General features: G+C 51.8%; 22 protein-coding genes. 10 read left to right on the top strand and 12 right to left on the bottom strand.

The genetic code is table 11. The annotated features are described in order from the left end of the window. The first annotated feature begins 50 nt into the window (after positions 1-50). Positions 51-1163, top strand: a complete 1113-nt coding sequence (locus G604_RS0107635) for a glycosyltransferase family protein (protein WP_028910055.1) — start codon at positions 51-53, stop codon at positions 1161-1163. 54 nt (positions 1164-1217) lie between these two features. Here the strand turns inward: G604_RS0107635 and G604_RS0107630 are convergent, their stop codons facing one another. Next, positions 1218-2408: a glycosyltransferase gene (locus tag G604_RS0107630; RefSeq protein WP_028910054.1), complete on the bottom strand. Its 1191-nt coding sequence runs from the start codon at positions 2406-2408 to the stop codon at positions 1218-1220. Positions 2409-2611: 203 nt separating this feature from the next. Here G604_RS0107630 and G604_RS14770 point away from each other — a divergent pair, with 203 nt between their 5' ends. Next, positions 2612-3910, top strand: coding sequence for a metallophosphoesterase family protein (locus G604_RS14770; RefSeq protein ID WP_051220284.1), 1299 nt, complete (start codon positions 2612-2614; stop codon positions 3908-3910). Between the two features lie 155 nt (positions 3911-4065). Here the strand turns inward: G604_RS14770 and G604_RS13840 are convergent, their stop codons facing one another. Beyond that, on the bottom strand, positions 4066-4623 hold the full coding sequence (locus G604_RS13840) for a RidA family protein (RefSeq protein ID WP_155941885.1): 558 nt from the start codon (positions 4621-4623) through the stop codon (positions 4066-4068). Between the two features lie 160 nt (positions 4624-4783). Between G604_RS13840 and G604_RS0107615 the strand changes: the two genes are divergently transcribed. Next, complete coding sequence (locus G604_RS0107615) at positions 4784-6043, top strand: Nramp family divalent metal transporter (protein ID WP_028910053.1); 1260 nt, start codon at positions 4784-4786, stop codon at positions 6041-6043. A 73-nt stretch (positions 6044-6116) separates the two neighbouring features. On the opposite strand, the gene G604_RS0107610 is transcribed toward G604_RS0107615, so the two are convergent. From G604_RS0107610 to G604_RS0107570, 8 genes are all read right to left on the bottom strand, one after another. Then, positions 6117-7427, bottom strand: a complete 1311-nt coding sequence (locus G604_RS0107610; protein WP_028910052.1) for a Y-family DNA polymerase — start codon at positions 7425-7427, stop codon at positions 6117-6119. 45 nt (positions 7428-7472) lie between these two features. Beyond that, complete coding sequence (locus G604_RS0107605) at positions 7473-7925, bottom strand: LexA family protein (RefSeq protein ID WP_036904914.1); 453 nt, start codon at positions 7923-7925, stop codon at positions 7473-7475. A gap of 1 nt (position 7926) precedes the next feature. Further along, positions 7927-8232 carry a glutaredoxin gene (locus G604_RS0107600; protein WP_028910050.1) on the bottom strand — a complete coding sequence of 102 codons (306 nt, stop codon included), beginning with the start codon at positions 8230-8232 and terminating at the stop codon, positions 7927-7929. Between the two features lie 58 nt (positions 8233-8290). Further along, complete coding sequence (locus G604_RS15710) at positions 8291-8539, bottom strand: PIN domain-containing protein (RefSeq protein WP_036904912.1); 249 nt, start codon at positions 8537-8539, stop codon at positions 8291-8293. Then, a complete protein-coding gene (locus tag G604_RS0107590; protein ID WP_028910049.1) occupies positions 8536-8811 on the bottom strand; it encodes a hypothetical protein in 276 nt (91 codons plus the stop codon). Before G604_RS0107590 ends, G604_RS15710 begins: the two co-directional genes overlap by 4 nt. A gap of 122 nt (positions 8812-8933) precedes the next feature. After that, entirely contained in the window at positions 8934-9398 is a 465-nt protein-coding gene (greA, locus tag G604_RS0107580) for a transcription elongation factor GreA (protein WP_028910048.1), read from the bottom strand. Positions 9399-9565: 167 nt separating this feature from the next. After that, positions 9566-10060 carry a flavodoxin FldA gene (gene fldA / locus G604_RS0107575; RefSeq protein ID WP_028910047.1) on the bottom strand — a complete coding sequence of 165 codons (495 nt, stop codon included), beginning with the start codon at positions 10058-10060 and terminating at the stop codon, positions 9566-9568. 96 nt (positions 10061-10156) lie between these two features. Continuing rightward, on the bottom strand, positions 10157-10372 hold the full coding sequence (locus G604_RS0107570) for a DUF2023 family protein (protein ID WP_028910046.1): 216 nt from the start codon (positions 10370-10372) through the stop codon (positions 10157-10159). Positions 10373-10832: 460 nt separating this feature from the next. Between G604_RS0107570 and G604_RS15210 the strand changes: the two genes are divergently transcribed. From G604_RS15210 to G604_RS0107555, 3 genes are read left to right on the top strand one after another with little or no spacing between them, the layout of a single operon-like run. Then, positions 10833-10988 (top strand): hypothetical protein, encoded by a 156-nt coding sequence (locus G604_RS15210; RefSeq protein WP_155941884.1) that lies wholly within the window; start codon positions 10833-10835, stop codon positions 10986-10988. Beyond that, on the top strand, positions 10985-11485 hold the full coding sequence (locus tag G604_RS0107560) for a DUF6169 family protein (protein ID WP_028910045.1): 501 nt from the start codon (positions 10985-10987) through the stop codon (positions 11483-11485). Before G604_RS15210 ends, G604_RS0107560 begins: the two co-directional genes overlap by 4 nt. A 43-nt stretch (positions 11486-11528) precedes the next feature. Then, positions 11529-12218 (top strand): SGNH/GDSL hydrolase family protein, encoded by a 690-nt coding sequence (locus tag G604_RS0107555; RefSeq protein ID WP_028910044.1) that lies wholly within the window; start codon positions 11529-11531, stop codon positions 12216-12218. 137 nt (positions 12219-12355) lie between these two features. Here G604_RS0107555 and G604_RS0107550 read toward each other — a convergent pair whose 3' ends face one another. After that, positions 12356-12850, bottom strand: a complete 495-nt coding sequence (locus G604_RS0107550; RefSeq protein WP_028910043.1) for an Lrp/AsnC family transcriptional regulator — start codon at positions 12848-12850, stop codon at positions 12356-12358. Positions 12851-13067: 217 nt separating this feature from the next. Between G604_RS0107550 and metE the strand changes: the two genes are divergently transcribed. Beyond that, a complete protein-coding gene (gene metE / locus G604_RS0107545) occupies positions 13068-15377 on the top strand; it encodes a 5-methyltetrahydropteroyltriglutamate--homocysteine S-methyltransferase (RefSeq protein ID WP_196801102.1) in 2310 nt (769 codons plus the stop codon). A 20-nt stretch (positions 15378-15397) separates the two neighbouring features. Here metE and G604_RS0107540 read toward each other — a convergent pair whose 3' ends face one another. After that, positions 15398-17008 (bottom strand): DUF6377 domain-containing protein, encoded by a 1611-nt coding sequence (locus G604_RS0107540; protein WP_051220281.1) that lies wholly within the window; start codon positions 17006-17008, stop codon positions 15398-15400. Positions 17009-17279: 271 nt separating this feature from the next. Between G604_RS0107540 and G604_RS0107530 the strand changes: the two genes are divergently transcribed. The 3 genes from G604_RS0107530 to G604_RS0107520 all read left to right on the top strand — a co-directional run bounded on the left by G604_RS0107530 (position 17280) and on the right by G604_RS0107520 (position 23443). After that, complete coding sequence (locus G604_RS0107530) at positions 17280-19577, top strand: TonB-dependent receptor (protein ID WP_028910040.1); 2298 nt, start codon at positions 17280-17282, stop codon at positions 19575-19577. Positions 19578-19602: 25 nt separating this feature from the next. Then, positions 19603-21786: an alpha-galactosidase gene (locus G604_RS0107525; protein WP_028910039.1), complete on the top strand. Its 2184-nt coding sequence runs from the start codon at positions 19603-19605 to the stop codon at positions 21784-21786. Between the two features lie 238 nt (positions 21787-22024). Beyond that, positions 22025-23443 (top strand): sodium:solute symporter, encoded by a 1419-nt coding sequence (locus G604_RS0107520; protein ID WP_028910038.1) that lies wholly within the window; start codon positions 22025-22027, stop codon positions 23441-23443. Positions 23444-23468: the final 25 nt, after the last annotated feature.

The following is a 23468-nucleotide window of genomic DNA, read 5'->3' as shown; positions in this document are numbered from 1 at the left end:
TAATACTTTCCGACCTTTGTTGTCGAGAAAACAATAATAAGTTTTAGCGTATGAAAGTATTATTTGTCGTGCAGGGCGAGGGACGTGGTCATCTCACGCAAGCCCTGACTCTGGAGAAGATGTTATTAGCTCACGGACATGAGGTCGTGGGCATGCTCGTGGGAAAGAGCAAAAGCCGTAAGATTCCCGATTTCTTTTATGAGAAGGCACAGGCGCCTATCATGACCTTTGACAGTCCGAACTTTCTGCCATCGAAAAACAACTGTCATATCGGACATATCCGTTCCACCATTTATAATATCCTCAAGACACCACAGTATGTCACAAGTATCCATGAGATCTGGCATTGCATCCGCGACAGTCATGCCGACCTGGTGATCAATTTCTATGAGGTACTCTGTGGACTGACTTATTTCCTTCTCCGCCCCGAGACACCGGAGGTATGTATCGCTCATCAGTACCTCTTCCTTCACCCCGACTTTCAGTTTCCCGACGAACACCGCTACAGTCAGCAGTGGCTGCGCTGGTTCACCGAGCTCACCGCCATCGGTGCCAGTCGCATCCTCGCCCTCTCCTTCCATCCTTATCGTGACGATCCCGAAGGAAAAATCACGACGGTGCCGCCCTTGCTACGTCAGGAAGTGCGGGAGATCGCCCGTCATCATGGCAATTATATCACGGGATATATCCTCAATGCCGGGTTCGCCGACTCCGTCATCGCCTGGCACCAGCAACATCCCCATACCCCGCTCCGTTTCTTTTGGGATAAAAAAGGTGCGCCCGTGGAGACCATCATCGACGAAAACCTCTCCTTCCACCAGATAGATGACGAGGCTTTCCTCGAGAGTCTCGCTAACTGCAAGGCCTACGCCACAACCGGCGGCTTCGAGAGTGTCTGTGAGGCACTGTACATGGGCAAGCCCGCACTGATGGTTCCCGCACATATCGAACAGGAGTGCAATGTCTATGACGCCGAACGTGAGGGCGTAGGCATCGCCGCCGACCGTTTCGACCTTAGCCGTCTCCTCGACTTCGCCCATGAATACGAGGAGGATGTCGACTTCCGCTTCTGGGAGAACAATGCCGCCACCCGTATCCTCGCCGCCCTTGAGGATGTCGCCGAGAACCACGAACAGCTCCCGGCCACCGCCATGGCATACTAAGGTAGGGACATGATAAATTATGTCCCTACAAGCGGAACATGATAAATCATGTCCCTACAAAGCTACCTGTTTCCGCTGAACGCGGCGGATGAGATGCTGGTATCTGTCCTGTACTTCTTCGGCAATGTTAGTCCAAGAACGGACGAGTGTACGGGCGGCATTGCCGGCGGAGAAGTCGATAAGACAAGGACGAGAGAGGAGGTAGCGCAGGCGGTTGGCATAAGCCTCGGCGTCAGCATCAGCGAGAAAGCCATTCGTACCGTCGGTGATCACCTCGGCGGTATTGCTGCCACGGGCCACGAGGGCCGGCGTGTGGAGGGCGGCCGCCTCACGTACGACGAGCGGCGCATTGTCGTAGATCGACGGGAAGAGGAAGAGATCGGCGGCGGCATAGATCTGTGCCAACATCCGGCGGTCATGGACGCAACCCATGAACGTGATACGGTCCTGGCGATAATCGTCATTACCCGTGAGACCGAGCTGTGTGGCTTTCGCGATCATGTCCTGACGGGCGTAACCGTCACCGACGAAGAGCATGTGCCACGGAATATCCGTCAGCCGGGCGAGTGCCTCGATGATGATGCCGACATTCTTCTCCCAGATATGCTGGCCGACGAAGAGCAGCAGCGGCTCCTCCTTATTTATATAGAGGAGCTTGCGACCCTCTGCCTTCATCTTTTCACTATAGACGAGTTCCGCATACTCCGAACCATTATCCACGACTTCCATCGGTCCCCGGTAACCATACTCACGCAGTGTCTCTCCGACAGAGGCCTGGGGTACCCACACTTCATCACATTGCTCATAGAACTCCACGACCTGACGGACGAGACGGTCTACGATATAGTCGTTGGGGATCACACGACGGAAGTCTTCACGATATTTGGAATGAAAGGTTGCGATGATAGGAATCTGCTGGCGCTGTGCCTGTTTCAGTGCCACCTGTCCGGAAGAGAAAGGACAATGGGCATGAACGATATCAAAGGGCATACGGCTGATGCGATACTGGAACGGAAAATCGAGTTGCGGCAGTCCCCAGCGATAGGGATGACGACGGGGAACAGGGAGAGACATATAAGAAAAAATGTCATAGTCTTTTCCGTCCGTCTGCAGTCCCGGCTCATCGGGCGTGACCACAGTTACTTCGTTACCCTTGCGTGAGAGTTTCTCCGCATAATTCTTCACCGTCAGCGACACACCATCCATGACCGGTGGAAAACAATCATTGAATAATCCAATCTTCATACCTTACTCTGTATTGATTCTTGCCGACAAAGGTAGCACGAACATATTTCCCTTTCAATACGAAAAGATGACAAAACAAAGACGAACAATCTTTATGATTTTGTCACTCTTTTGTGCTAAAAACGAAATATTACGAAAGTACCTTTGTCAACGAAAGAAGGAAGGGCACGCCTCGCGGCCCCTCGGTTGAAAACGACAAGAATATGAAGAAGATTGTAAGTTTGCTGCTCCTCGTCCTTGTTATGAGTTCCGCAGCACGTCTCGATGACAACATGCGTGTGCAACTCTCCCAGACTCCCTGGAAGATGATGGTCCTCTCCGATGTCCATCTCATGGCACCGAGTCTGATGGGCGATGAAAGTACGAAGTTTCAAAAATCCGTTCAAGCCAACCACAAGCTCCTGCAGCAGAGTGAGGAGATCCTCGACAGTATCTCCAAACAAGTGCTGGCCGAAAAGCCCCAGGTACTCCTCATCACCGGCGATCTGACGAAGGATGGCGAGAAAGTCTCCCACGAGCTCCTCATCAACCGTTATCTCGAGCGGTGGATCAAGAATGGAACAAAGGTGTATGTCATCCCCGGCAATCACGACATCAACAATCCCTGGGCCTCACGCTTCTTTGGAAAAAAGAGTTATAAAGTTCCGTCGGTCTCTCCTCAGGAGTTTGCCAATATCTATCGTGACTGTGGCTATGGCAGTGCTATCGCCCGTGATCCCTTCTCTCTGAGCTATGTCGCCCAACTACGGCCGGGCCTGCGCCTCCTCGCCCTCGACGGTTGCCGTTATGAGGAGAACACGAAAAACCACTGTGTCACGGGAGGTCGCTTGAAGCCGCAGACCATCTCGTTCATCCAGAACCAGGTAGAGAAAGCCCACGAGGCCGGCTGTGAGGTCATCGCCATGATCCATCATGGTGTCATCCCTCATTTCTCGATGGAGAAACAACTGTATGGTGAGTTCCTCATCGCCGACAACGATTATGTCTCCAAGGTACTACAGGACCTCGGAGTCCGCGTCATCTTCACCGGACATTTCCATGCCAATGATGTCGCCACCGATGGTTCTCTGTCTGATGTACAGACGGGCTCCACCGTCTCCTATCCCCATCCTTACCGCATCATCAATGTCCACGGCAATATCATGGATATCCGTACGGCCCATGTCACGGCCCTTACCTCGATGCGTCGTCAGGGGGTCAATCTCGACAGAAAGTCACGCTCCTTCGTCGTCGATGCCATCTCATCCATGACGATCAAATACATCCCCAACAACACGCCAAAGGCCACAAGAAAGGCCGTCAACAGTCTCCTCGCCGAGGCTGCCATCATGCATCTCCGCGGTGATGAACAGCCGACGACAGCGTGGGAAAAGAAAGAGCAGCGCCTCATCCAGGCCCTCAACCACATTTCTTCACAACTCGCTGCTTTTGTCGATCAAACGGCGAAGTCGCTGACCACCGACACACCCACTCCCGACAACAACCTCTCGCTGAGATTCTAAGCCGTAGGGACATGATTCATCATGATCCGCATCCCCACTGCAGGGGCCGTCCCTTGTGGCGGCCCGTCGGCGGTTACGCCGAATCTACAGGGATTAATGCCGTTCCGGCATCGGGCCGCCACAAGGGACGGCCCCTGCAAAGGGATTATTGTCTATTATCCATTTTGCTCCGCAACGGCTTCCATCTCGATGAGCCACTGGGGGCGGCAGACTTTGGCACGGACAACACCATCGTAGTTGACATCGATATCGGCCACATAGATCCACGTACGCACACAGTGGTCCCGGAGGTTCAGACCGCGGGCTTCTATACCTTTTATATAATGTTCGAAGAGCAGCATCGTCTGCAGATAACTGCTCTGACCCTTTGCCTCCTCATCGGTGAGCCGGAGACTCTGGAAAATATAGTCCTTCTCCTCATCACTCGTCTTCACGAGCAGCGTGATCTTCGTACCGTCAACGGGAGGCTGTTCCACGAGCGTCAGGTCGACATGCTGCAGAATTTCCTGGTATAAGGCAGAGTCAAGGAAATCTTGATGCTGATTTTGCAGATCACTGAAGAACGCCTTGCAATAAGTCAGCCGGCGCCCTTGCTGCCGCTCCTCGTCAAGGCGCTGCCGCAGTTGGACGAGCAGGTCATCGAGTCGCTCACAGAAACCATATTCGTTCCGCTCCGCCATTTTGCCCGGTTGGATAAAAAAATAATTTTCCATTTTTCATTGATTAACTATCGTGCAAAGTTACAATATTTTCTTCAGACGTCAACCACCCACATCCATTTTACCTATTTTTTGGTACCCACACAGATGAAATCACCAAAAATAAGTAGCTCCTACGTTTGGATGGTCAAAAGAAAAAACGTAACTTTGTGGCATGATCAATCTCATCAAAGAACTGGCACGCAAGGACCATCCGCATGTCCTCGGTGCCCTTGACATTTTCCGATATATCGGTCCCGGCCTCCTCGTTACCGTAGGCTTCATCGATCCCGGCAACTGGGCGACGAACTTCGCCGCCGGCTCCACCTATGGATATGCCTTGTTGTGGGTGGTGACGCTGAGCACGATCATGCTCATCGCCCTGCAGCATAACGTGGCTCATCTGGGCATCGTCACCGGTCTCTGTCTGAGTGAAGCGGCGGTGAAGTATGCGCCACGATGGGTGGGACGCCCGATTATCATCAGTGCTATCCTCGCCTCCGTCTCCACATCACTGGCGGAGATCCTCGGTGGTGCCATCGCCCTGCAGATGCTCTTCGGCATGAGTATCCCCACGGGAGCCATCCTGACGACGGCGGCCGTACTGATCATGCTCTTCACCAATAGTTACAAGAAGATGGAGCGGGCCATCATCGGCTTCGTCTCCATGATCGGCCTGAGCTTTATCTATGAGCTATTCCTCGTACATGTCGACTGGGGTGCCGTGGCTGTCCATGCCGTCGTGCCCTCCATACCTCACGGCTCCCTGCTCGTCATCATGAGTGTCCTCGGTGCCGTCGTCATGCCCCATAACCTCTTTCTCCATTCCGAGATTGTACAAAGCCGGGAGATCAACCTCGAAGGCGACGAGCGTATCCGTCACATGCTGAAATACGAGCTTTTTGACACGCTCTTCTCTATGATTGTCGGCTGGGCCATCAACTCCGCCATGGTCATCCTCGCCGCCGCCACCTTCTTTGAGCATGGAAAACAAGTGGAGGAACTGTCGGAAGCACAAGCTATGTTGCAGCCACTGCTCGGCAACAATGCGGCAAATATCTTTGCCATTGCCCTGTTGCTCGCCGGCCTGTCGAGTACAATCACGAGTGGAATGGCCGCCGGTAGTATTTTTTCCGGTCTCTTCGGAGAGTCTTACAACGCCAAAGACACCCACTCCATCGTCGGCATCATCCTCTCGCTCGGTCTGGCGCTGCTGATGGTCTTCGTCATCAGCAATCCTTTCCAGGGTCTGCTCTATTCCCAAATGTTTCTGAGTATTCAGTTGCCTTTCACGGTATTTCTGCAAGTCAGTCTGACCTCATCACGGCGTGTCATGGGAAAATATGCCAACAGCCATTGGAACACAATCGTCCTCTACGGCATCGCCGCCCTCGTCACCGTCCTGAATATCTGGCTGCTCGTGGAGTCGGTGTAGGCCTACTTGCGCTTGCAAAGTGCAAGCACACGACGGTAGGCCATAAAATTGGCGGAATATGATCATCATGTCCCTACTTCACAATCAGCAGATCGGACCAGCGGGTGGTGAAGTTCGGACTCTTGCGGTCACGGCGGATAGCGTCGGCGAAATGCGTAGCCTTGCCGTCGGCATCCTTCGAGGGATACTGCTGGGAGCCACAGATGAGCGTCTCCGTGCCATACACCTGGTTGAGATGATCCACGACCTTATCGAGTTTCCGGAGTTTCTGATATTGTTCGGCATGATAATCGATAAGGTCCGTCTGAATACTCCGGTCACTACTGATATCCATAAGGATTACCCCAGCCCGCTTGTAGTGGTAGCCCTGAACGAACGCCCGGTCGAGACAGTCCATAGCCGCCTCGATGAGTGTCTGCGTGCTGCTGCTCGGCGTGGGGAGACTACGGGTGCGGAACATGCCATACTGTGGCAGGTCGTCGCGGAAGCGGTTGGTATCGATAAACACGCCGACGACGGAGGAGACACTATGCTGCCGCCGGATCTTTTCGGCACAACGGGCGGCATAGTTGGCGATATGTGGCCGCAGCACCTCTTTCGACGTTATCATATTGGGAAAAGACCGGGAGGTACAGACACTCTTCTTCGTCACCATCTCCATATCATCAACAGGGATACAGTCGGTGTCGTTGAGTTCCAGCCACGTACGTTCGGCAATGACATTAAACGACAGTCGGACATAGGACTGCGACAGGGCCGCAAAGTCCCAGGCCGTCTCGACCTGGATTCCCCGCAACCGTTCCTCCCAGCGCCGTCCGATACCCCATACATCACCAATGGGAAAGAGTCGCAGGGCTTTCTCGCGCTTCTCCTCGTTGTCGATGAGACAACAGTGATGATAGCCGGGATAGCGCTTGGCGTACTTACTGGCCATTTTCGCCAGCGTCTTCGTACGGGCGATACCGATACTCACGGGCATGCCAAGACCTTTCAGTATCTTTTTGTGGAGCTCTTCACCCCATGATTTCATCTCGTCAGAACTCATGCCGTCGAGGATACAGAAGCCCTCGTCGATGGAGTAACGATGGAACTCCGGGGCACTGTTGCGCACAATATTCATCAACCGGCGCGTCATGTCGGCATAAAGTTCATAATTGGAAGAGAAAGCGTAGATTTCCTTGCCGGGGAAGAGCTGAGGCAGTTGGAAGAACGGCGTGCCCTCCTTGATGCCCATGGCCTTGGCCTCATTGCTCCGGGCTACGACACAGCCATCGTTATTTGACAAGACGACACAGACCTTTCCGTTGAGATCGGGCCGGAATGCCCGCTCACAACTGACATAACAATTGTCAACATCTATCAAAGCCCAGTATCGTTGTTTCATATTTTATCTTCGTAGGGGCGGCCCTTATGGCCGTCCTAACTATGATTATTTCCGAAAATTACGGATGGCATAGAGCACGACGCCCCAGATCATGAAGTCGTCATCAGCCGTAATCTTGAAGACGGGATAGGCCTTGTTGGCCGGGACGAGTTGGATATAGCCATCCTCCTTATGCGAGTCATCATAATATTTCAAGGTGTACTCACGGTTGTAGAAGGCCACGACCATATCGCCGTTCTGTGCCTCTAGGGAGCGGTCGACGACAACGATGTCGCCATCATGGATACCGGCATCGATCATCGAGTCACCGCTGACACGGGCATAGAACGTCGTGTCGGGATGCCGGATCATATCCTTGTTGAAATCCAACGGTTCCACCTCATAGGCCTCCGCGGGCGACGGGAAGCCGGCGCGCAGCACGGGAGCACAGGGCAGCGGGAGCGGTTGGACGAAAGCGCTGTGGAGGATCTCCACCTCCGGATGTTTCATCGTTTCCATATCAACAGCCCTTTCCGTCGAGGCTGCAGGCGGGAGCCGCCGGCTCATCATCGGGCATCGGCTCGAGACCGACATCCTTTGATGACAGCGTCACCGTACCGTCTTCCAGCACATAACAAGGAATACCAATATCTCCAATCTTCTTGGCCTCGTCGAAGGCGGCGGTATGGTCGCGGAGTTCAAGGAACTCGTGGAGGTTACGGACATGGGCACCGATATCGATGATCTGAAACTCGGGATTATCTTTAATCTGACGCTCCACATACGTACAGTAGGGACACGTCTGCATAACATACATTTTGATCATAATATTTTTGTTTAATAGGAATTAGGACGGCATGGAGGCCGTGCCATACGGAGAATTATTAAATGATTTTTTGATCTACTGGCGTTATAACGCACTTATCTGCTATAGCTTTCATTCGCATATAGAGTTCTTGTGGATCGTAGATTTTTCTGAGGATATAGAAACTGTTCACGAATGTTGTTGCAGAAGCCAATATTTCTATTTTCTTCTGTCTACCCAACTCAAAGATTAGGGCTGCAGCTTGAAAGAAATCTTTTCTGGCATTGCAGAAATCAATAATGATATTCGTGTCGAGAAAAACTTTCATAAGTATTTTTTCTGAAGTTCGTCTACAATCGTGTTGTCATACGGAGTTGGGATATTTTTTCTATGTGGAAACGTCATATCCATTACCTCTTTTGATATAGGAATATTTTCCCATTTGTGTTTTTCTTTATGAATGGTTACTGCATGGGGTATGTTAAGATGAGAAAGTCTGTCTAACAAAGCTTTCTTCATCTTGTCATCCATATTCTCTATCAATGTCCATACGGCATCAACAATGGCGTCCTGTTCAGGATTTAGAGGTATAGTTTTCATATCCTATATTTTTTTGCAAAGATATATTTTTTATCTTATAGTTGCAAATGTTATTCCTTCTTTTTTGTGATGAAAAAAAAATAATCATGCCCCTACGTACGAAAAATGATAAAATCCTGCCTCTATAGTTCAACTTTCTCGATGCGCAACTTCAGGAGGCCGGCGGGCACACGGACTTCCACGGTCTCGCCAACCTTATGGTTCAGCAGGGCCTGGGCCATAGGCGACTTGATAGAGATCTTTCCCTCCCGCAGATTGGCCTCGTGAGGACTGGCAAGGGTGTAGACCATTTGCTTGTTGGTCTTGAGATTCGTCAGCGTGACCTTACTGAGCAACTGCACGGTGTCAGCGGGGCGCTGCGAGGTATCCAAAACACGGGCATGAGCTAGGATGTTCTGCTTGAAACGGATACGGCCGAGCAGACGGCCCTGTTCGCGCTTGGCGGCATGATACTCGAAGTTCTCGCTGAGATCGCCCTTATCACGGGCCTCAGCGACCGCCTCGATGACCTTCGGCAGCTCGACCTTGATCATGTGGTTGAGTTCGGCTACCAGTTCATCGTAGCCTTGTTGTGACATATATTCCATATTGTTTGCAAAGTTACATAATATTTTTTTACAAAGCAAACAGCAGGTGGAATTTATGTTACAATATTATGAGAAAAAAATCCGCCAATGATTGGGCGGATACGGGAGGATGGCACACCGCCTTGCGATTGCGAAGCGCAAGCACAGGACGGCGCGCCATCTTTTTATTACAATGCCGGAGTGATCTCTTTGAGCCAAGCATCAATACGGCCTTCTGTCTGGTCGTCCTCATTGACATCATCAAGAGCCAAGCCGACAAACTTACCATCGACGACCGACTCAGAGTCATCATAAGTATAGCCATCCGTGGACACACTGCCGATGATGTTGGCGCCGGCTTCCTTGCAGGCATCATAGAGCTCATGCATGCCGCCACAGAACGTGTCGCTGTAGCTCTCGCTGTCACCACAACCGAAGATGGCGACAGTCTTGCCCTGCAGGCCGGCATCCTTCAAGACGGTGACGCCATCATACCAGTCATCCTGCATATCGCCGGCACCCCACGTGCTCGTACCGAGAATAAGGTTGTCATGACTCTTGACCGTCTCTTCCGTCATATCCGTGACATTGATAGCCTCAACACCGAGCTTCTTGGCAATGGCCTCTGCGATGCTCTCGCACGTCCCCGTAGAGGAGCCGTAAATAACAATAGTCTTCTTCATATCTAAATTCCTTTTATAGTTAAATATTCATTTACAGGGACATGATAGATCATGTTCCGCTATACGCTTACAAACAACATGCTAAAACGAATGATCTCATGCTTTCGGACACAAATGTTTCTCTTTCCGCTCACAGTAGCGCTCACACTGGGCACAAATGTCGTAGCCAAGCATGGCACCGAGGATGAAGTCTTCCTCGGGAGAGAGACGGTTCAACGGACGGTTGACCATCTGCCGCACGCCTTTCTGATATTCGTAGATGTGGTTCATGAGAACCTTCAAGTCGACGGGAGTCATAACTGGTCTCTGCATAAGCGCAATATTTTATTATTGATTTCCGGCTGCAAAGTTAAGGGGAAAAAATCAGTCGTGCAATACCTAAAACAGATGGTTTTACCGTCTTCCGGCCTTCTTCGTTTGACCTATATCAAGGAATTGCATGATTACTGCATTTTCTTACTGAAATATTTTGCGTGTTCGAACACAATGCGTACCTTTGCAGTGTCAAAAGGTTAATAGATTGTTTAGGTTAGTAGTAATAGATTTAGGTTTTTAGTTTTTAGGTTTAAGATTGTTTCAGAGATTTAGGTTTTAGTTCAGGTAAAGATTGTTTCATTAGTTAGGATAACACATGATTAGGTTTTGCACCGTGAGGCGCGATCCTAAAAAAAACGGACAAGAGGTCACACTCTTGGCCGTTTTTTTTATGCCGTAAAATTTGGTTACTCCAACATTTTATCGTATATTTGCCACATAAAGAAAAACGAAAATTATGGAAACAACGAATCATACAAAAGAAGAAGCATTCAAGCGTTTTAAAGAAGCTCGCGATCGCAAGCGCCTTGTTGTCGAAGAGCTGAAAAAAGAACTATCAGAAAGTTGCGAGAAGCGCACAGGCAAGAAGCCCACTTCATTTTTTGTTTTATGAAAGAGCTGGATCTATCAAGAATCAATGCTTGTGCACCGTATAAGGTTATAAAGGCCAACCACCCTAATTACTTCAGATTCATCTCTAAGTCTGGTGCAGAGTTTGCTGTAGGATTCGATGAGGATCATTTTATTACCTCAGAATCCTACCAATTCATTATTGTCAACTCCAATGGAAAGCATTCTCCTAATGACAAAAAAGTCAGAGATACAATATTTTCTATTGTAAATGAATTTTTCCGCGTAAATAATGTTACCATGCTTTATATCTGCGAAACAGGAGATGGGAAACAGGCCATGAGAAGTCGACTATTCAGTTATTGGTTCACGACATTGGCTGATAAAGGGAAATATTCTATTTATCAATCTTCTATTGTAGACGAAGAGGGAGTGGATAACTATTTTGCTGTTATCACCCGAAATGATAATCCTTATGCGAGACAAGTTATGAATGAGTTCTATGATAACCTTTACTTCTTTAGTCACAAACCTGAATAGAAAAATTTATTCTAACTAATTCTACTACAAATATTTGTACCATATGAAGAAAATTATTTCCATTCTAATGTTCCTATTCAGTATTCTGCTGCCATCTCTGGCTCAGATCCGCCCGACCGTCTCCATCCTCGGCGACAGCTACTCCACGTTCGAGGGCTTCATACCGAAAGAGAATGAGATATGGTATTTCAATAAACTCGACACGCAGAAGACGGATGTCCACGAGGTGGAACAGACCTGGTGGTGGCAGGTCATCAAGAACGCCGGCTACAAGCTCGGCGTCAACAACTCCTGGTCCGGCGCCACGATCTGCAATACCGGCTATAACGATGACGACTATACGCCACGCTCTTTCGTCACACGCTCCGCACAACTCGGCAGTCTCGGCTGCCCCGACATTATCCTCGTCTGCGGTGCCACGAATGACAACTGGGCGAATGTGAAGATGGGCGACTACCAGTACGACAACTGGACCTGCGCCGACCTCTATTATTTCCGTCCGGCCCTGGCAAAGATGTTCGTCAACCTCCTACAACATTATCCGAACACGAAGATCTATTTCATCCTCAATACGGAACTGAAAGAGGATATCAACGAGAGTGTCCGCACGATCTGCCACCATTACAACATCCCCCTCATCACCCTCCACGACATCGACAAGCAGAACGGCCACCCCACCGTCAAAGGTATGAAGGCCATCGCCACACAGGTGCTGGAAAGAATAGGGAAATAAATCTCAACACCTCCTCTGCAGGGGCCGTCCCTTGTGGCGGCCCGCCGTCGGAACGACGGATGACAGCGGAAAGACAAAGCTCCGCCGTAGGGACATGATTCACCATGTTCCTACGGCAATTTTATTTTTTTAATTCTTTACTTTTTTACTTCTTTCTGCCTCGCTACCGGTATGACATGGGAGTCCTTGATCTCTCCGATGACAATGATGCTATGAAGACTGCCGACACAATCGATATTACCAAGCGTGTTGAGCATAAAGTCCTGATAGTCGCGCATGTCACGGGCATAGACCTTAATGAGGAAGTCGTAGTCGCCCGTGGTATTATAGCATTCCGTGATCTGATCAATATGTTGTACGGCATCCATGAACTGCTGGATGAGGTCATGGGTATGCTGCTTCAGTCGGATATTACAGAGCACGATGACATTGTTCCCAAGCTTGTGATGATCCACGATAGCCGTATACCGTTGGATATACCCCTCCCGTTCCAACCGTTTCTGCCGCTCAAACGTCGGCGTCGGCGAGAGATGGATCATCGCCGCCAGTTCCTTTACCGTCAACCGGGCGTTCTGTTGCAAAATTCTTAATATCTGAATGTCCGTAGCATCCAGTGTTTCCTTATTTTCCATACGTTATATCTTAAAATTCATAGAATAATATTCCATTGACAATTCTAATATCCTGCAAATTTAGCATATTTTTCTGAAATCAAGCCAAAAGTTGTAGGATAAATTTCTATGGCCTATCTTTGCACCCAGAATCATCCACCCAGCGCCTCCATCATGGCTTGCCGTCGGGTGCTTGCGCTTTGCAAGCGCAAGGAAAGGAATAAAAACGAACAAAGATATGACGATTAAACTCAACAAGAAAGAACTGTTGTCCAACATCCTGGGCTATCCCCGCATCGGAAAGGACCGTGAACTCAAGCGCGCCCTCGAGGCTTACTGGGCCGGACGGACCACACGTGAAGAAATCGCCGCCACAGCCCGCCAGCTGCGACAAGAGAACTGGACCCTCATGCGTGAGGCCGGCATCGACCTCATCCCGAGTAATGACTTCTCCTATTATGACACCGTCCTCGACCAAGCGCTCGCCGTCGGTGCCATCCCCGCCCGCTACCATGCGCTAAGAGATGACAAACTGAACCTTTATTTCGCCATGGCCCACGGCTATCAGAAAGACGGAGAGGATGTCATTGCCATGGAGATGACGAAATGGTTCGATACCAACTATCACTATATCGTACCGGAATTCACACGCGACCAGACCTTCAGCTATTTCGACACGAAAGCCGTCGACGAGTTCAACGAGGCCAAGGCCCTCGGCATCATCACGAAACCCGTGCTCATCGGCCCCGTCAGTTTCCTCCTCCTTGGTAAGGAGAAAGAGGAAGGCTTCCATCGCCTCGATCTCCTCGACCGCCTCCTCCCCGTCTATGCCCGTCAGCTCGCTGAACTGCAGAAGGCCGGCACCCAGTGGGTACAGATTGACGAACCATTTCTCGTCACCGATCTTGATAACCGTGCCCGTGAGGCCTTCCGCAGAGCCTACGACTACCTCGCCGCCAACAGCCATCCCCGTCTAATTCTCACAACATACTTCGGCGCTCTCGGCGACAACGAGGACCTTGCCCTCAGCCTCCCCGTCGACGCCATTCATATCGATCTCGTCCGCGGACCCGAACAGATCAATATCCTGAAGAAGTTCCCGAAGGATAAGATCCTCTCCCTTGGCCTCATCGACGGACGGAATATCTGGAAGAACGACCTCGAAAGCTCCCATCAGCTCGCCCATCAGGCCATCTGTCAACTTGGCTATGAGCACGTCTTTGTAGCCACGAGCTGTTCACTGCTCCATGTTCCCTACGATCTCGAGCAGGAGGATGACGAGCAGGTGCTGCCACAGAGCATCAAGCGCTTCCTGGCTTTCGCCAAACAGAAAGTGGAAGAAGTGGAACTGTTGAAAGGTATCAGTAAGGGTATCGAGACCGACGCGTGCCTGAAAGCCTTCGTCGCCAACAAACGGGATATCGCCGCACGACAGAAATCGGAAGAGATCCACGATCTGAAGGTCAAGGAGCGACTGCAACAAATCAAGGCCGAGGATTATAACCGCCACAGCGACTATGCCCACCGCAGCAAACTGCAGCATGACCGCCTCCATCTGCCCCTTTTCCCCACAACGACCATCGGCTCTTTTCCACAGACCAAAGAGGTACGCTCCTGGCGCGCCGCCTACAGAAAAGGAAAAATCAGCAAGGCGGAATATATCCGTCTGCTGCAGGAAGAGACGAAACGCTGCGTGAAATGGCAGGAGGAAGCCGGCATCGACGTCCTCGTCCATGGGGAGTTTGAGCGCAATGACATGGTGGAATATTTCGGGGAGAAACTGAAGGGCTTCACGTTCACCCGTAAGGGCTGGGTGCAGAGCTATGGCAGCCGCTGTGTCAAGCCACCTATTATATATGGTGACGTCTCCCGTCCGAAGGCAATGACCGTGGAATGGTCGCGCTATGCGCAAAGTCTGACGAAGCGGCCGATGAAAGGCATGCTGACGGGCCCCGTAACGATTCTCGAATGGTCCTTCGTCCGTAACGACCAGCCACTCTCCGAAACCTGCCGGCAGATCGCATTGGCGATCCGTGACGAGGTCGTAGACCTCGAGAGGGCCAGCATCGGCGTGATCCAAATCGACGAGCCCGCTATCCGTGAGGGACTTCCCCTGCGCCATGCCGAGTGGGACGGCTACCTGCAGTGGGCTGTCGATTGTTTCCGCCTCACCGCCTCGGGCGTGAAGGACGAGACACAGATCCATACCCATATGTGCTATTCTGAGTTCAACGATATCATCGAACAGATCGCCCGCATGGATGCCGACGTCATCACCATCGAATGCTCGCGCTCACAGATGGAACTCCTCGATGTCTTCCGGCAGTTCCGGTATCCCAATGAGATAGGACCGGGCGTCTACGACATCCATTCCGCCCGTGTGCCGAGTGTCGGCGAGATGGTCGCCCTTCTGCGCAAAGCCGCAACACTCATCCCGAAAGAACGCCTCTGGGTGAACCCAGACTGTGGCCTGAAGACGCGCGCCTGGCCCGAAACGAAGGCCGCCCTCACCAACATGGTAGCCGCCGCGAAGACTCTACGCTCGTAGGAACATGATGAATCATGTCCCTACTTTTTCCCCAGTCTCCTCACATCATCCTCGAACGTCTCGGGCTTGATGGCACGTTTGCGGACAGACGTGCGGTAGTTATAGATTGTTTGGGGAGAATAGAAGAGAAGCGTCGCGATCTCGGCACTCTCCGTGACACCGATGCAGACGAGGGCATAGATGCGAAGCTCTGTCGGCAAAGCGCCCTCCTTCGTCAACGTGATCTGCTTGTCGGGCAAGAGCAAATTGTTGAAATCCTCCACGAAAGAGGGATAGAGTTCCTTGAAGGCGCTGTCGAACTGAGAATAGAATGTTGCTGCCTCCTGTTCCGTGATCTTTGCCGACTGTGCGTCATGGAGCAGGTCATCGGTCTGGTGCGTCTTCACCTTACGGGTGACGAGTTTGCGATAGTTATTGAGTTTGGTGATATATACGGCACAGAGATCAAGGAACAGCCGCATATATTTTCCTCTCGTCTCATCCGTCTTCCGCAGCCGGTCATTCAGCACAGCAAGTTGTTTGTTGTGCCGACTGATCTCCCGTCCACGGTGGTGCAACAACCGGTTCTGCCTGTAGGTATAACGGATACCGAAGACCAGCACGACAGCGATGAGGGCAATGGCCAAACTCAGAATTGTCACAGCATGGCGCTTGGCATTGATCTGCTGCTGATAGACCTGTACGATGGCCGGCAGACGCTGGGAGATCTCCAGCATACGCAGACGGTCATTATAGAACTGGGCATCCTCCATGGAACAGTAAATATATTTCGTCGACTTCGCGGCATTGTTCTCATCCTTTTTGAAGAGATACATCGCCAGTTCCTGCAAGGCCAGATTCTCCTTCAGCGGGTTAACCTGATCGGAGATGGCAGAGCGGATGAGCCAGTCGACATAATCCTTCGTTTTCCCTTCCAGAAGAAAGTTACGGGCTACGCCATAAGCGGCGGAAGCATAGGTACGCGTGTTGATGGGTGACATGCGGACTGCCATCAGATAATAAGCTGACGATAACGATAACGGCTGTTTGGTATAGAAAGCATACTCTCCCTTCAGATATTGATAATGAGCATTTCCCTTTTGGGGATAATCTACCAACGCCGCCTTGAGGTATACCATCTTCTTCCGTTCATATTGTGGGGAGAAAAGCTGGTCACCACAGTAGGCACTCCAATACTGATACAACCAGTATGCCGTGATATTCTGCTCATAACAAGCCTGCTTGTCATCTTTATCCAACGGAATAGAGAAAAGCATCTTCTCCGCCTCACTGTAGTAGCCGCCGATAACAAAGAGCATGGCGATATGCCGCTGTGCTTGATACAACTCCCGCTCATTGCCAAGCCGCCGGGCAAGGGCTTCCTCCTGACGGGCATAACTCATGGCGGAGTCAAAACGATAGGTATAATACTCCCAATACAACTTTTCAAGTACTGCCAGCCGCTGCTCCCCACGAGCACGATCCAACTGCCGTTTCACCTCCCGGAGTCTCTGTTCCTTCCTGGCCATAAATACCGGGCGCAGTTCAATACAGGAGTCCAACCGATGGAAGAGAGCCTTCGTATCCTCGGCCGCTGAACAAGGTAGGGCAAAGAAGATAAAACCGATGAAGAGGGAGAGCAGATAGCGCATAATGATAGATTTTTATTGCTGCAAATTTAAGAAAAATAATTCAAAAACATCTACTTTGGGCAGACTATTTTTATTTTATTTCTATCAGAAAATCAGAAAGTTGCAAAAATCATCCTTTTCTAATCGTCTACCAAGGTCATACTTATTCTTCTCATGAGCGAAAACAATGCGTAACTTTGCACCGAAAACCAACGTAGGGACATGATTCATCATGATCCGCACGCATCCCTTCGCTGAAACAATAATAAATTTCAATAAAACCAAAACCTATATTAAAATGAGTTATTACAAATTTCTTTTGTACAGTGCTATCCTCGCTACTCCGATGGGAGCCGCTGCACAGACTCAGGTCAAGGACACCGTCGCTACGTCGAAAAGCGGTGACAACCGAAATGTCATGCTCAATGCCGCTGACTCCTATAAGCCGCGTGAGATTCAGATCGGTCTCCCCTCTGAGGATGTCAACGTCTACGAGAATGGCCTCCCCGCCGTCTATTCTTCCAGTGTTCATAAGCTCTCTGCCCACTGGCGTAACGATGCCAGTCTGAAAGGCACGATGCTCATGACACCTTCCGAGTCTGCCATCGCCACGGGTAATATCGCCTATGCCGTCAACGCCGAGAGTCAGCTTGGTATCAGTGACAAGAAATTTCAAGGCGTCGTCAACTGGCACGGCAACCACTTTGGACTGAACACCTTCGACCTCAACCTCTCCGGCCGTCTGGCCAAGAACTGGTTCTGGACCGCCAGCATGTATCAGAACTACGACCCTGGCACACAGAAACAACGCTATACCGACTTCGCCGATCGCACCCAAATCTTCCACGCAGGCATCACCCGTGTCTTCAACGAGGGCCGCGGACGTGCCACCCTCCTTTATAAATACAGTTACAGTAAGAATCCCGGCAACTTCAACAACCAGGGCCCGTTCATTTATAACGGTGACGGCTCCGTGAGTGAGTTCCAGGGCTTCAAGCTCGGCCGTTACTCCTATGTCCCCAATGGCGGCCATCTCACCTATTATGATGTCATGGACGGCAAGGCCAAGAGCTGGGATTTCCAGCAGGCTATGGACAACCACGCCAATGAGCTCGCCTTCCTCTTCGAGAACACCTTCAGCAACGGTCTGAAATGGACCCTCAACGCCAAATATATGGATGCCCCGCGCGCCAACTACGTTGACTTCGGTGGCTCCACGATCTCACAAATCACCGATGGTAACCTCGGCAACTATATGCTGACGACCGACGAGGCCGGCACACTGCCCTACTCCGGTTATGTCGAGGGACGCCGTACATGGCTCCACTTCGGAAAGGTCCGCAGCTTCATGCTCACCACAGAGCTCAACAAGCAGCTCGGCAATCATAACCTCCGCCTCGGACTCAACGAGTGGTATTATCACCTCAACTACCATTCTTCCTCTTTCCAGTGGTATGCCTCTGTCAACGAGTATCCCACGATCCTCTACGGAAACTACTACAATCCCTTCACGGGACTGACGAAGCGCTCACAGACCTACGACTTCAATGAGCTCAGTCCGGAATATACGAAAGGATCGGAGAACAAGCTCGCTGTCTACCTCACCGATACCTGGCAGGTGACGCCGAAGTTCAAGTTGCTTTATGGTGCCCGTCTCGAATACTATCGCATGTCGGCCGACCAGATCAGCGCCTCCCGTTATAACGGCTTCTATATCGGTGGCACGAATGCTGCCGGTGACGTCATCACCCCGGCCAACGTGACAAAGAACAAGCTCAACTATGCCGCTACTATCCAGGGCTCCTACGCGCTGACACGCCAGTTCGGCTTCCTCGCTGACGCTACCGTGGCTACCCGCTTCCCGAGAATCAGCGACTATGCCGGTACCGGTCCTACGGAAGAGCAGTATAAGCGTGTGACGATCCCTCTGATCCGTGGCGGTGTCTACTTCAAGAACAACTGGATCGACCTCACCTCCATGATCACCTATATCTCTAAGTCGAACAACATTGACCAGCAGAACCTCACGAACCCCGGCACCTCTGAGTCGAAGACCGTCCTGCTGATCTATAACATCCACACCCTCGGCTGGACGACATCGGCAGAGATCGACCCCTTCAAGGGCTTCCATCTCCATGCCCTCTTTACCTGGCAGAAACCGCAGTACAGCAACTACAACGCCAGCGTGACCTTTAACAACGGCAACACGATGAGTGTCAATGCCGACAAGATGATCGTCAAGGAGATCCCGCAGGTCCTCATCGAGCTTGACCCGAGCTATAACATCACGAAGGATGTCCGTCTGTGGACGAGCTTCCGCTACTTCGGCAAGACCTACGCCAACCTTCAGGAAGCCTTCTATTTCAATGGCCATTGGGAGACCTTCGGCGGTATCAACTGGCAGGTCAACAAGCACCTCTCCCTCGGCGCTGACGTCGTCAACATCTTCAATGTCAGCGGTGCCAAGGGAACCATCAACGGTACTGAGCTCGTCACGAAGGATGACGCGAAGAAATATGCCGGATATATCATGAGCGGCAGCTACCTCCGTCCCTTCACCGTGGAGTTCTCCGCTTCTCTCAGATTCTAACAAACCCTCATAAACATTTTGAACGATGAAAAAGATCTTAACCTTCATTGCCGCACTGATGCTCTGCTTTGGACTGCAGGCTGCTGAGAAGAAAACCATCCGTATCAGCACCAACGACATCGACCTGATTCTCCAGACCTCTCCGGCCAACCGCCTCTACCAAGTGTACTTTGGAGAGAAACTCTCCTCTTCCGCCGACTTCAGTAAGTTCGACTGGAAGGTGAAACCGGGCTCCGACGGCAGCTACGGCGAGCGCGGCCATGAGGCCTACGCCTGCTCCGGCACCGAGGACAGCTTCGAGCCCGCCCTCGCCATCACTCATGCCGACGGCAACCTCACCACTTACCTCTATTATAAGAGTGTTCAGCAGAAAGCCGTCAATGGCGGTACGGAGACGATCATCCGGCTTGCCGACGACCAGTATGCCGACGAGGTGACGCTCCACTATGTCGCCTATCAGAAAGAGAATGTTATCAAGACCTGGAGTGAGATCAAGCACAACGAGAAAAAGCCCGTCACGCTGTGGCGCTATGCCAGTGGCATCTTCTATCTCAACGCCAGCAAGTATTATCTGACCAACTACCACAGCGACTGGGCACGTGAGGGACAGCCCGCGACCCAGCAGCTCCAGTTCGGCAAGAAGATCATCGACACGAAGCTCGGCACACGCGCCGCCGAACAGAGTGAGCCGTTCTTCGAGCTCGGCATCGACGGACCCGCCCGTGAGAACGAGGGAACGGTGATGCTCGGCACCGTCAACTGGACGGGTAACTTCAGCTGTACCTTCGAGGTTGACAATGTCAACTGCCTCCGTGTCATCCCGGGCATCAACCCCTATGCCTCCGACTATATCCTCAAGGCCGGCGAGACCTTCAAGACACCCGAGTTTGTCTTCACGATGAGCAACAACGGTACGTCGCAGGCCTCCCGTAACCTCCACGACTGGGCCCGCAAATATCAGCTGTGGAATGGTGAGGGTACTCGCATGACGCTCCTCAACAACTGGGAGAACACCGGCTTCGACTTCAACCAGGAGTCTCTGGCCCAGCTGATGAAGGATGCCAAGGACCTCGGCGTGGAGATGTTCCTCCTCGACGACGGATGGTTCGGCAACAAGTATCCCCGTAAGAACGACCATGCCGGTCTCGGCGACTGGGAGCCGACACACACGAAACTCCCCGGTGGCATCCCCGCCCTCGTAAAGGCCGCGCAGAACGCCGGCGTGAAGTTCGGTCTGTGGATTGAGCCGGAGATGGTGAACCCGAAGAGTGAGCTCTATGAGAAGCATCATGACTGGGTCATCGAACAGCCGAACCGCAAGACATATTACTATCGCAACCAGCTCGTCCTCGACCTCTCCAACCCCGAGGTACAGAACTATGTGTTCTCCATCGTTGACAAGCTGATGACACAGAACCCGAATATCACTTACTTCAAGTGGGACTGCAACTCTCCGATCACGAACATCTTCTCTCCCTATGAGAAGGAGAAGCAGGGCAATCTGTATATCGATTACGTCCGTGGGCTCTATAAGGTCCTCGACCGCATCCATAATAAATACCCGAAACTGGAGATGATGCTCTGCTCCGGTGGTGGCGCACGTTGCGACTATGCCGCACTGAAATATTTCGGTGAGCTGTGGCCGAGTGATGACACCGATCCTTACGAGCGCCTCTATATCCAGTGGTCCATGTCGAAGTTCTTCCCCGTGAAGGCTCTCGCTGCCCACGTGACCAACTGGAATAAGAACACCAGCGTGAAGTTCCGTACCGATGTTGCCTCAATGTGCAAGCTCGGCTTCGATATCGACCTCAAGACGATGTCACCCGATGACTACAAATACACCCAGGGAGCCGTAGCCAACTGGCGCCGTCTGCAGGATGTCATCCTCAACGGTGAGCAGTATCGCCTCATCTCTCCCTATGAGGGCAACCACATGGCTGTCAACTATGTCTCTCAGGACAAACAGAAAGCCGTCGTCTTCGCCTATGACCTCCATCCACGTTTCCAGGAGCCGCTGTTGAACGTACGCCTCCAAGGCCTCGATCCCAACAAGACGTATACCGTCAAGGAGATCAACCTCATGCCCGGTAAGGCCTCCACGCTCGACTGCGACGGTCAGCAGTACACCGGTGACTTCCTCATGAAGGTCGGTCTGAACATCCTCACCGCCAATGAGGGCACGAGCCATGTGCTCGAACTGCAGTAGGGACATGATTTATCATGATCCGATGTAGGGACATGATTCATCATGATCCGCTATTCTAAAAGACAGAGTAACAGATCTTACATACACTGCGCAGTATATGTTTTTCTGTTAGTCTGTCTTTCAATGATTGCTATTTGTCGGAACATGATAAATCATGTCCCGACAAAATCCCTCATTTTTTTTGCATGATCGGATAAAATGTTCTACTTTTGCATTCATATTTTAGAATACGAAAGACATGATTATCCTGATCACCGTTCTCATTTACTTCCTGGCCCTGCTCGTCATCGGCCGCATCACGACACGCCACTCCGACAACGACACGTTCTACCGCGGCAACCGACGGTCACCATGGTATATGGTTGCCTTCGGCATGGTCGGCGCCTCCATCTCCGGCATCACCTTCGTCTCCGTCCCCGGTATGGTGATGAAGACCGACATGACCTATCTGCAGATGTGCCTGGGATTCATCATCGGCTATTTCGCCATCGCCTTTATTCTCCTGCCCGTATACTACCGGCTGCGACTGACAACAATCTACGCCTATCTCCGTGAACGTCTCGGACAACGGTCGTATAAGACCGGCGCCGCCTTCTTTCTCCTCTCGAAGATGACAGGAGCCGCCGTACGCTTCTATGTCGTCTGTATCATCCTGCAGAAATTCGTCCTTGACAGTTTCGGTATCCCCTTCCCCGTCACCGTCATCGGCATGGTGGCACTGATCTGGCTCTATACGCGTCGGGGCGGTATCAAGACGCTCGTATGGACGGATACGTTCCAGACCCTCTGCATGTTTGTGGCACTGATCCTCATCATCTTCAATGTCATCAACGCTCTCGGCCTCTCCGTCGGCGATGCCGTGACGGCCATCGCCCGGGATGCCCACAGCCGCATCTTTGTCTTCGACGACTGGGTGTCGACACAGAACTTCTGGAAACAGTTTCTCAGTGGTGCCTTCGTAGCCATCGTCATGACGGGCCTCGACCAGGATATGATGCAGAAGAACCTCACATGTAAGACGCTCCGCGACGCGCAGAAGGACATGTGCACCTACGGCTTCGCCTTCGTCCCCGCCAATCTGCTGTTCCTCGCCCTGGGCATCCTGCTGATCATGCTCGCCCACAAAGAGGGGATCTCCCTGCCGGAGATGGGTGATGACCTCCTGCCGATGTTCGCGGCGTCGGGCCGCCTCGGCACCACCGTCGTCATCCTCTTCACCATTGGTGTCGTCGCCGCCGCCTTCTCCTCCGCCGATTCGGCACTGACGGCCCTGACGACCTCCTTCTGCGTGGATATCATTGGAAGGGAGGATGATGAACGACTGCGGAGACGGGCACACATCGGCATCGCCGTGGTATTCATCACCTTCATCCTCGCCTTCAAGATCCTCAACAGCACGAGTGTCATCGATGCCATCTATATCCTCTGCTCCTATACCTATGGCCCCCTGCTCGGCCTCTTCGTCTTCGGCCTGTTCACGAGACGCCGGGTCAACGACCGCTGGGTGCCCGCCGTCTGCATCGCCTCGCCCCTCCTCTGTCTCGCCATCGACTTCGGCACGCGCGCCCTCACGGGTTATGTCTTCGGCTACGAGCTCCTCATGCTCAACGGGCTCCTGACGTTCATCGGACTATACTTCGTAAAAGTAAAAAAGTAAAAGGCCGTAGGGACATGATTTATCA

This window comes from Prevotella sp. AGR2160, from assembly GCF_000424185.1.
Lineage (GTDB): Bacteria > Bacteroidota > Bacteroidia > Bacteroidales > Bacteroidaceae > Prevotella.
The sequence above is the reverse complement of the archived record's forward strand: the minus strand, read 5'-3'. Positions and strand labels throughout refer to the sequence as shown.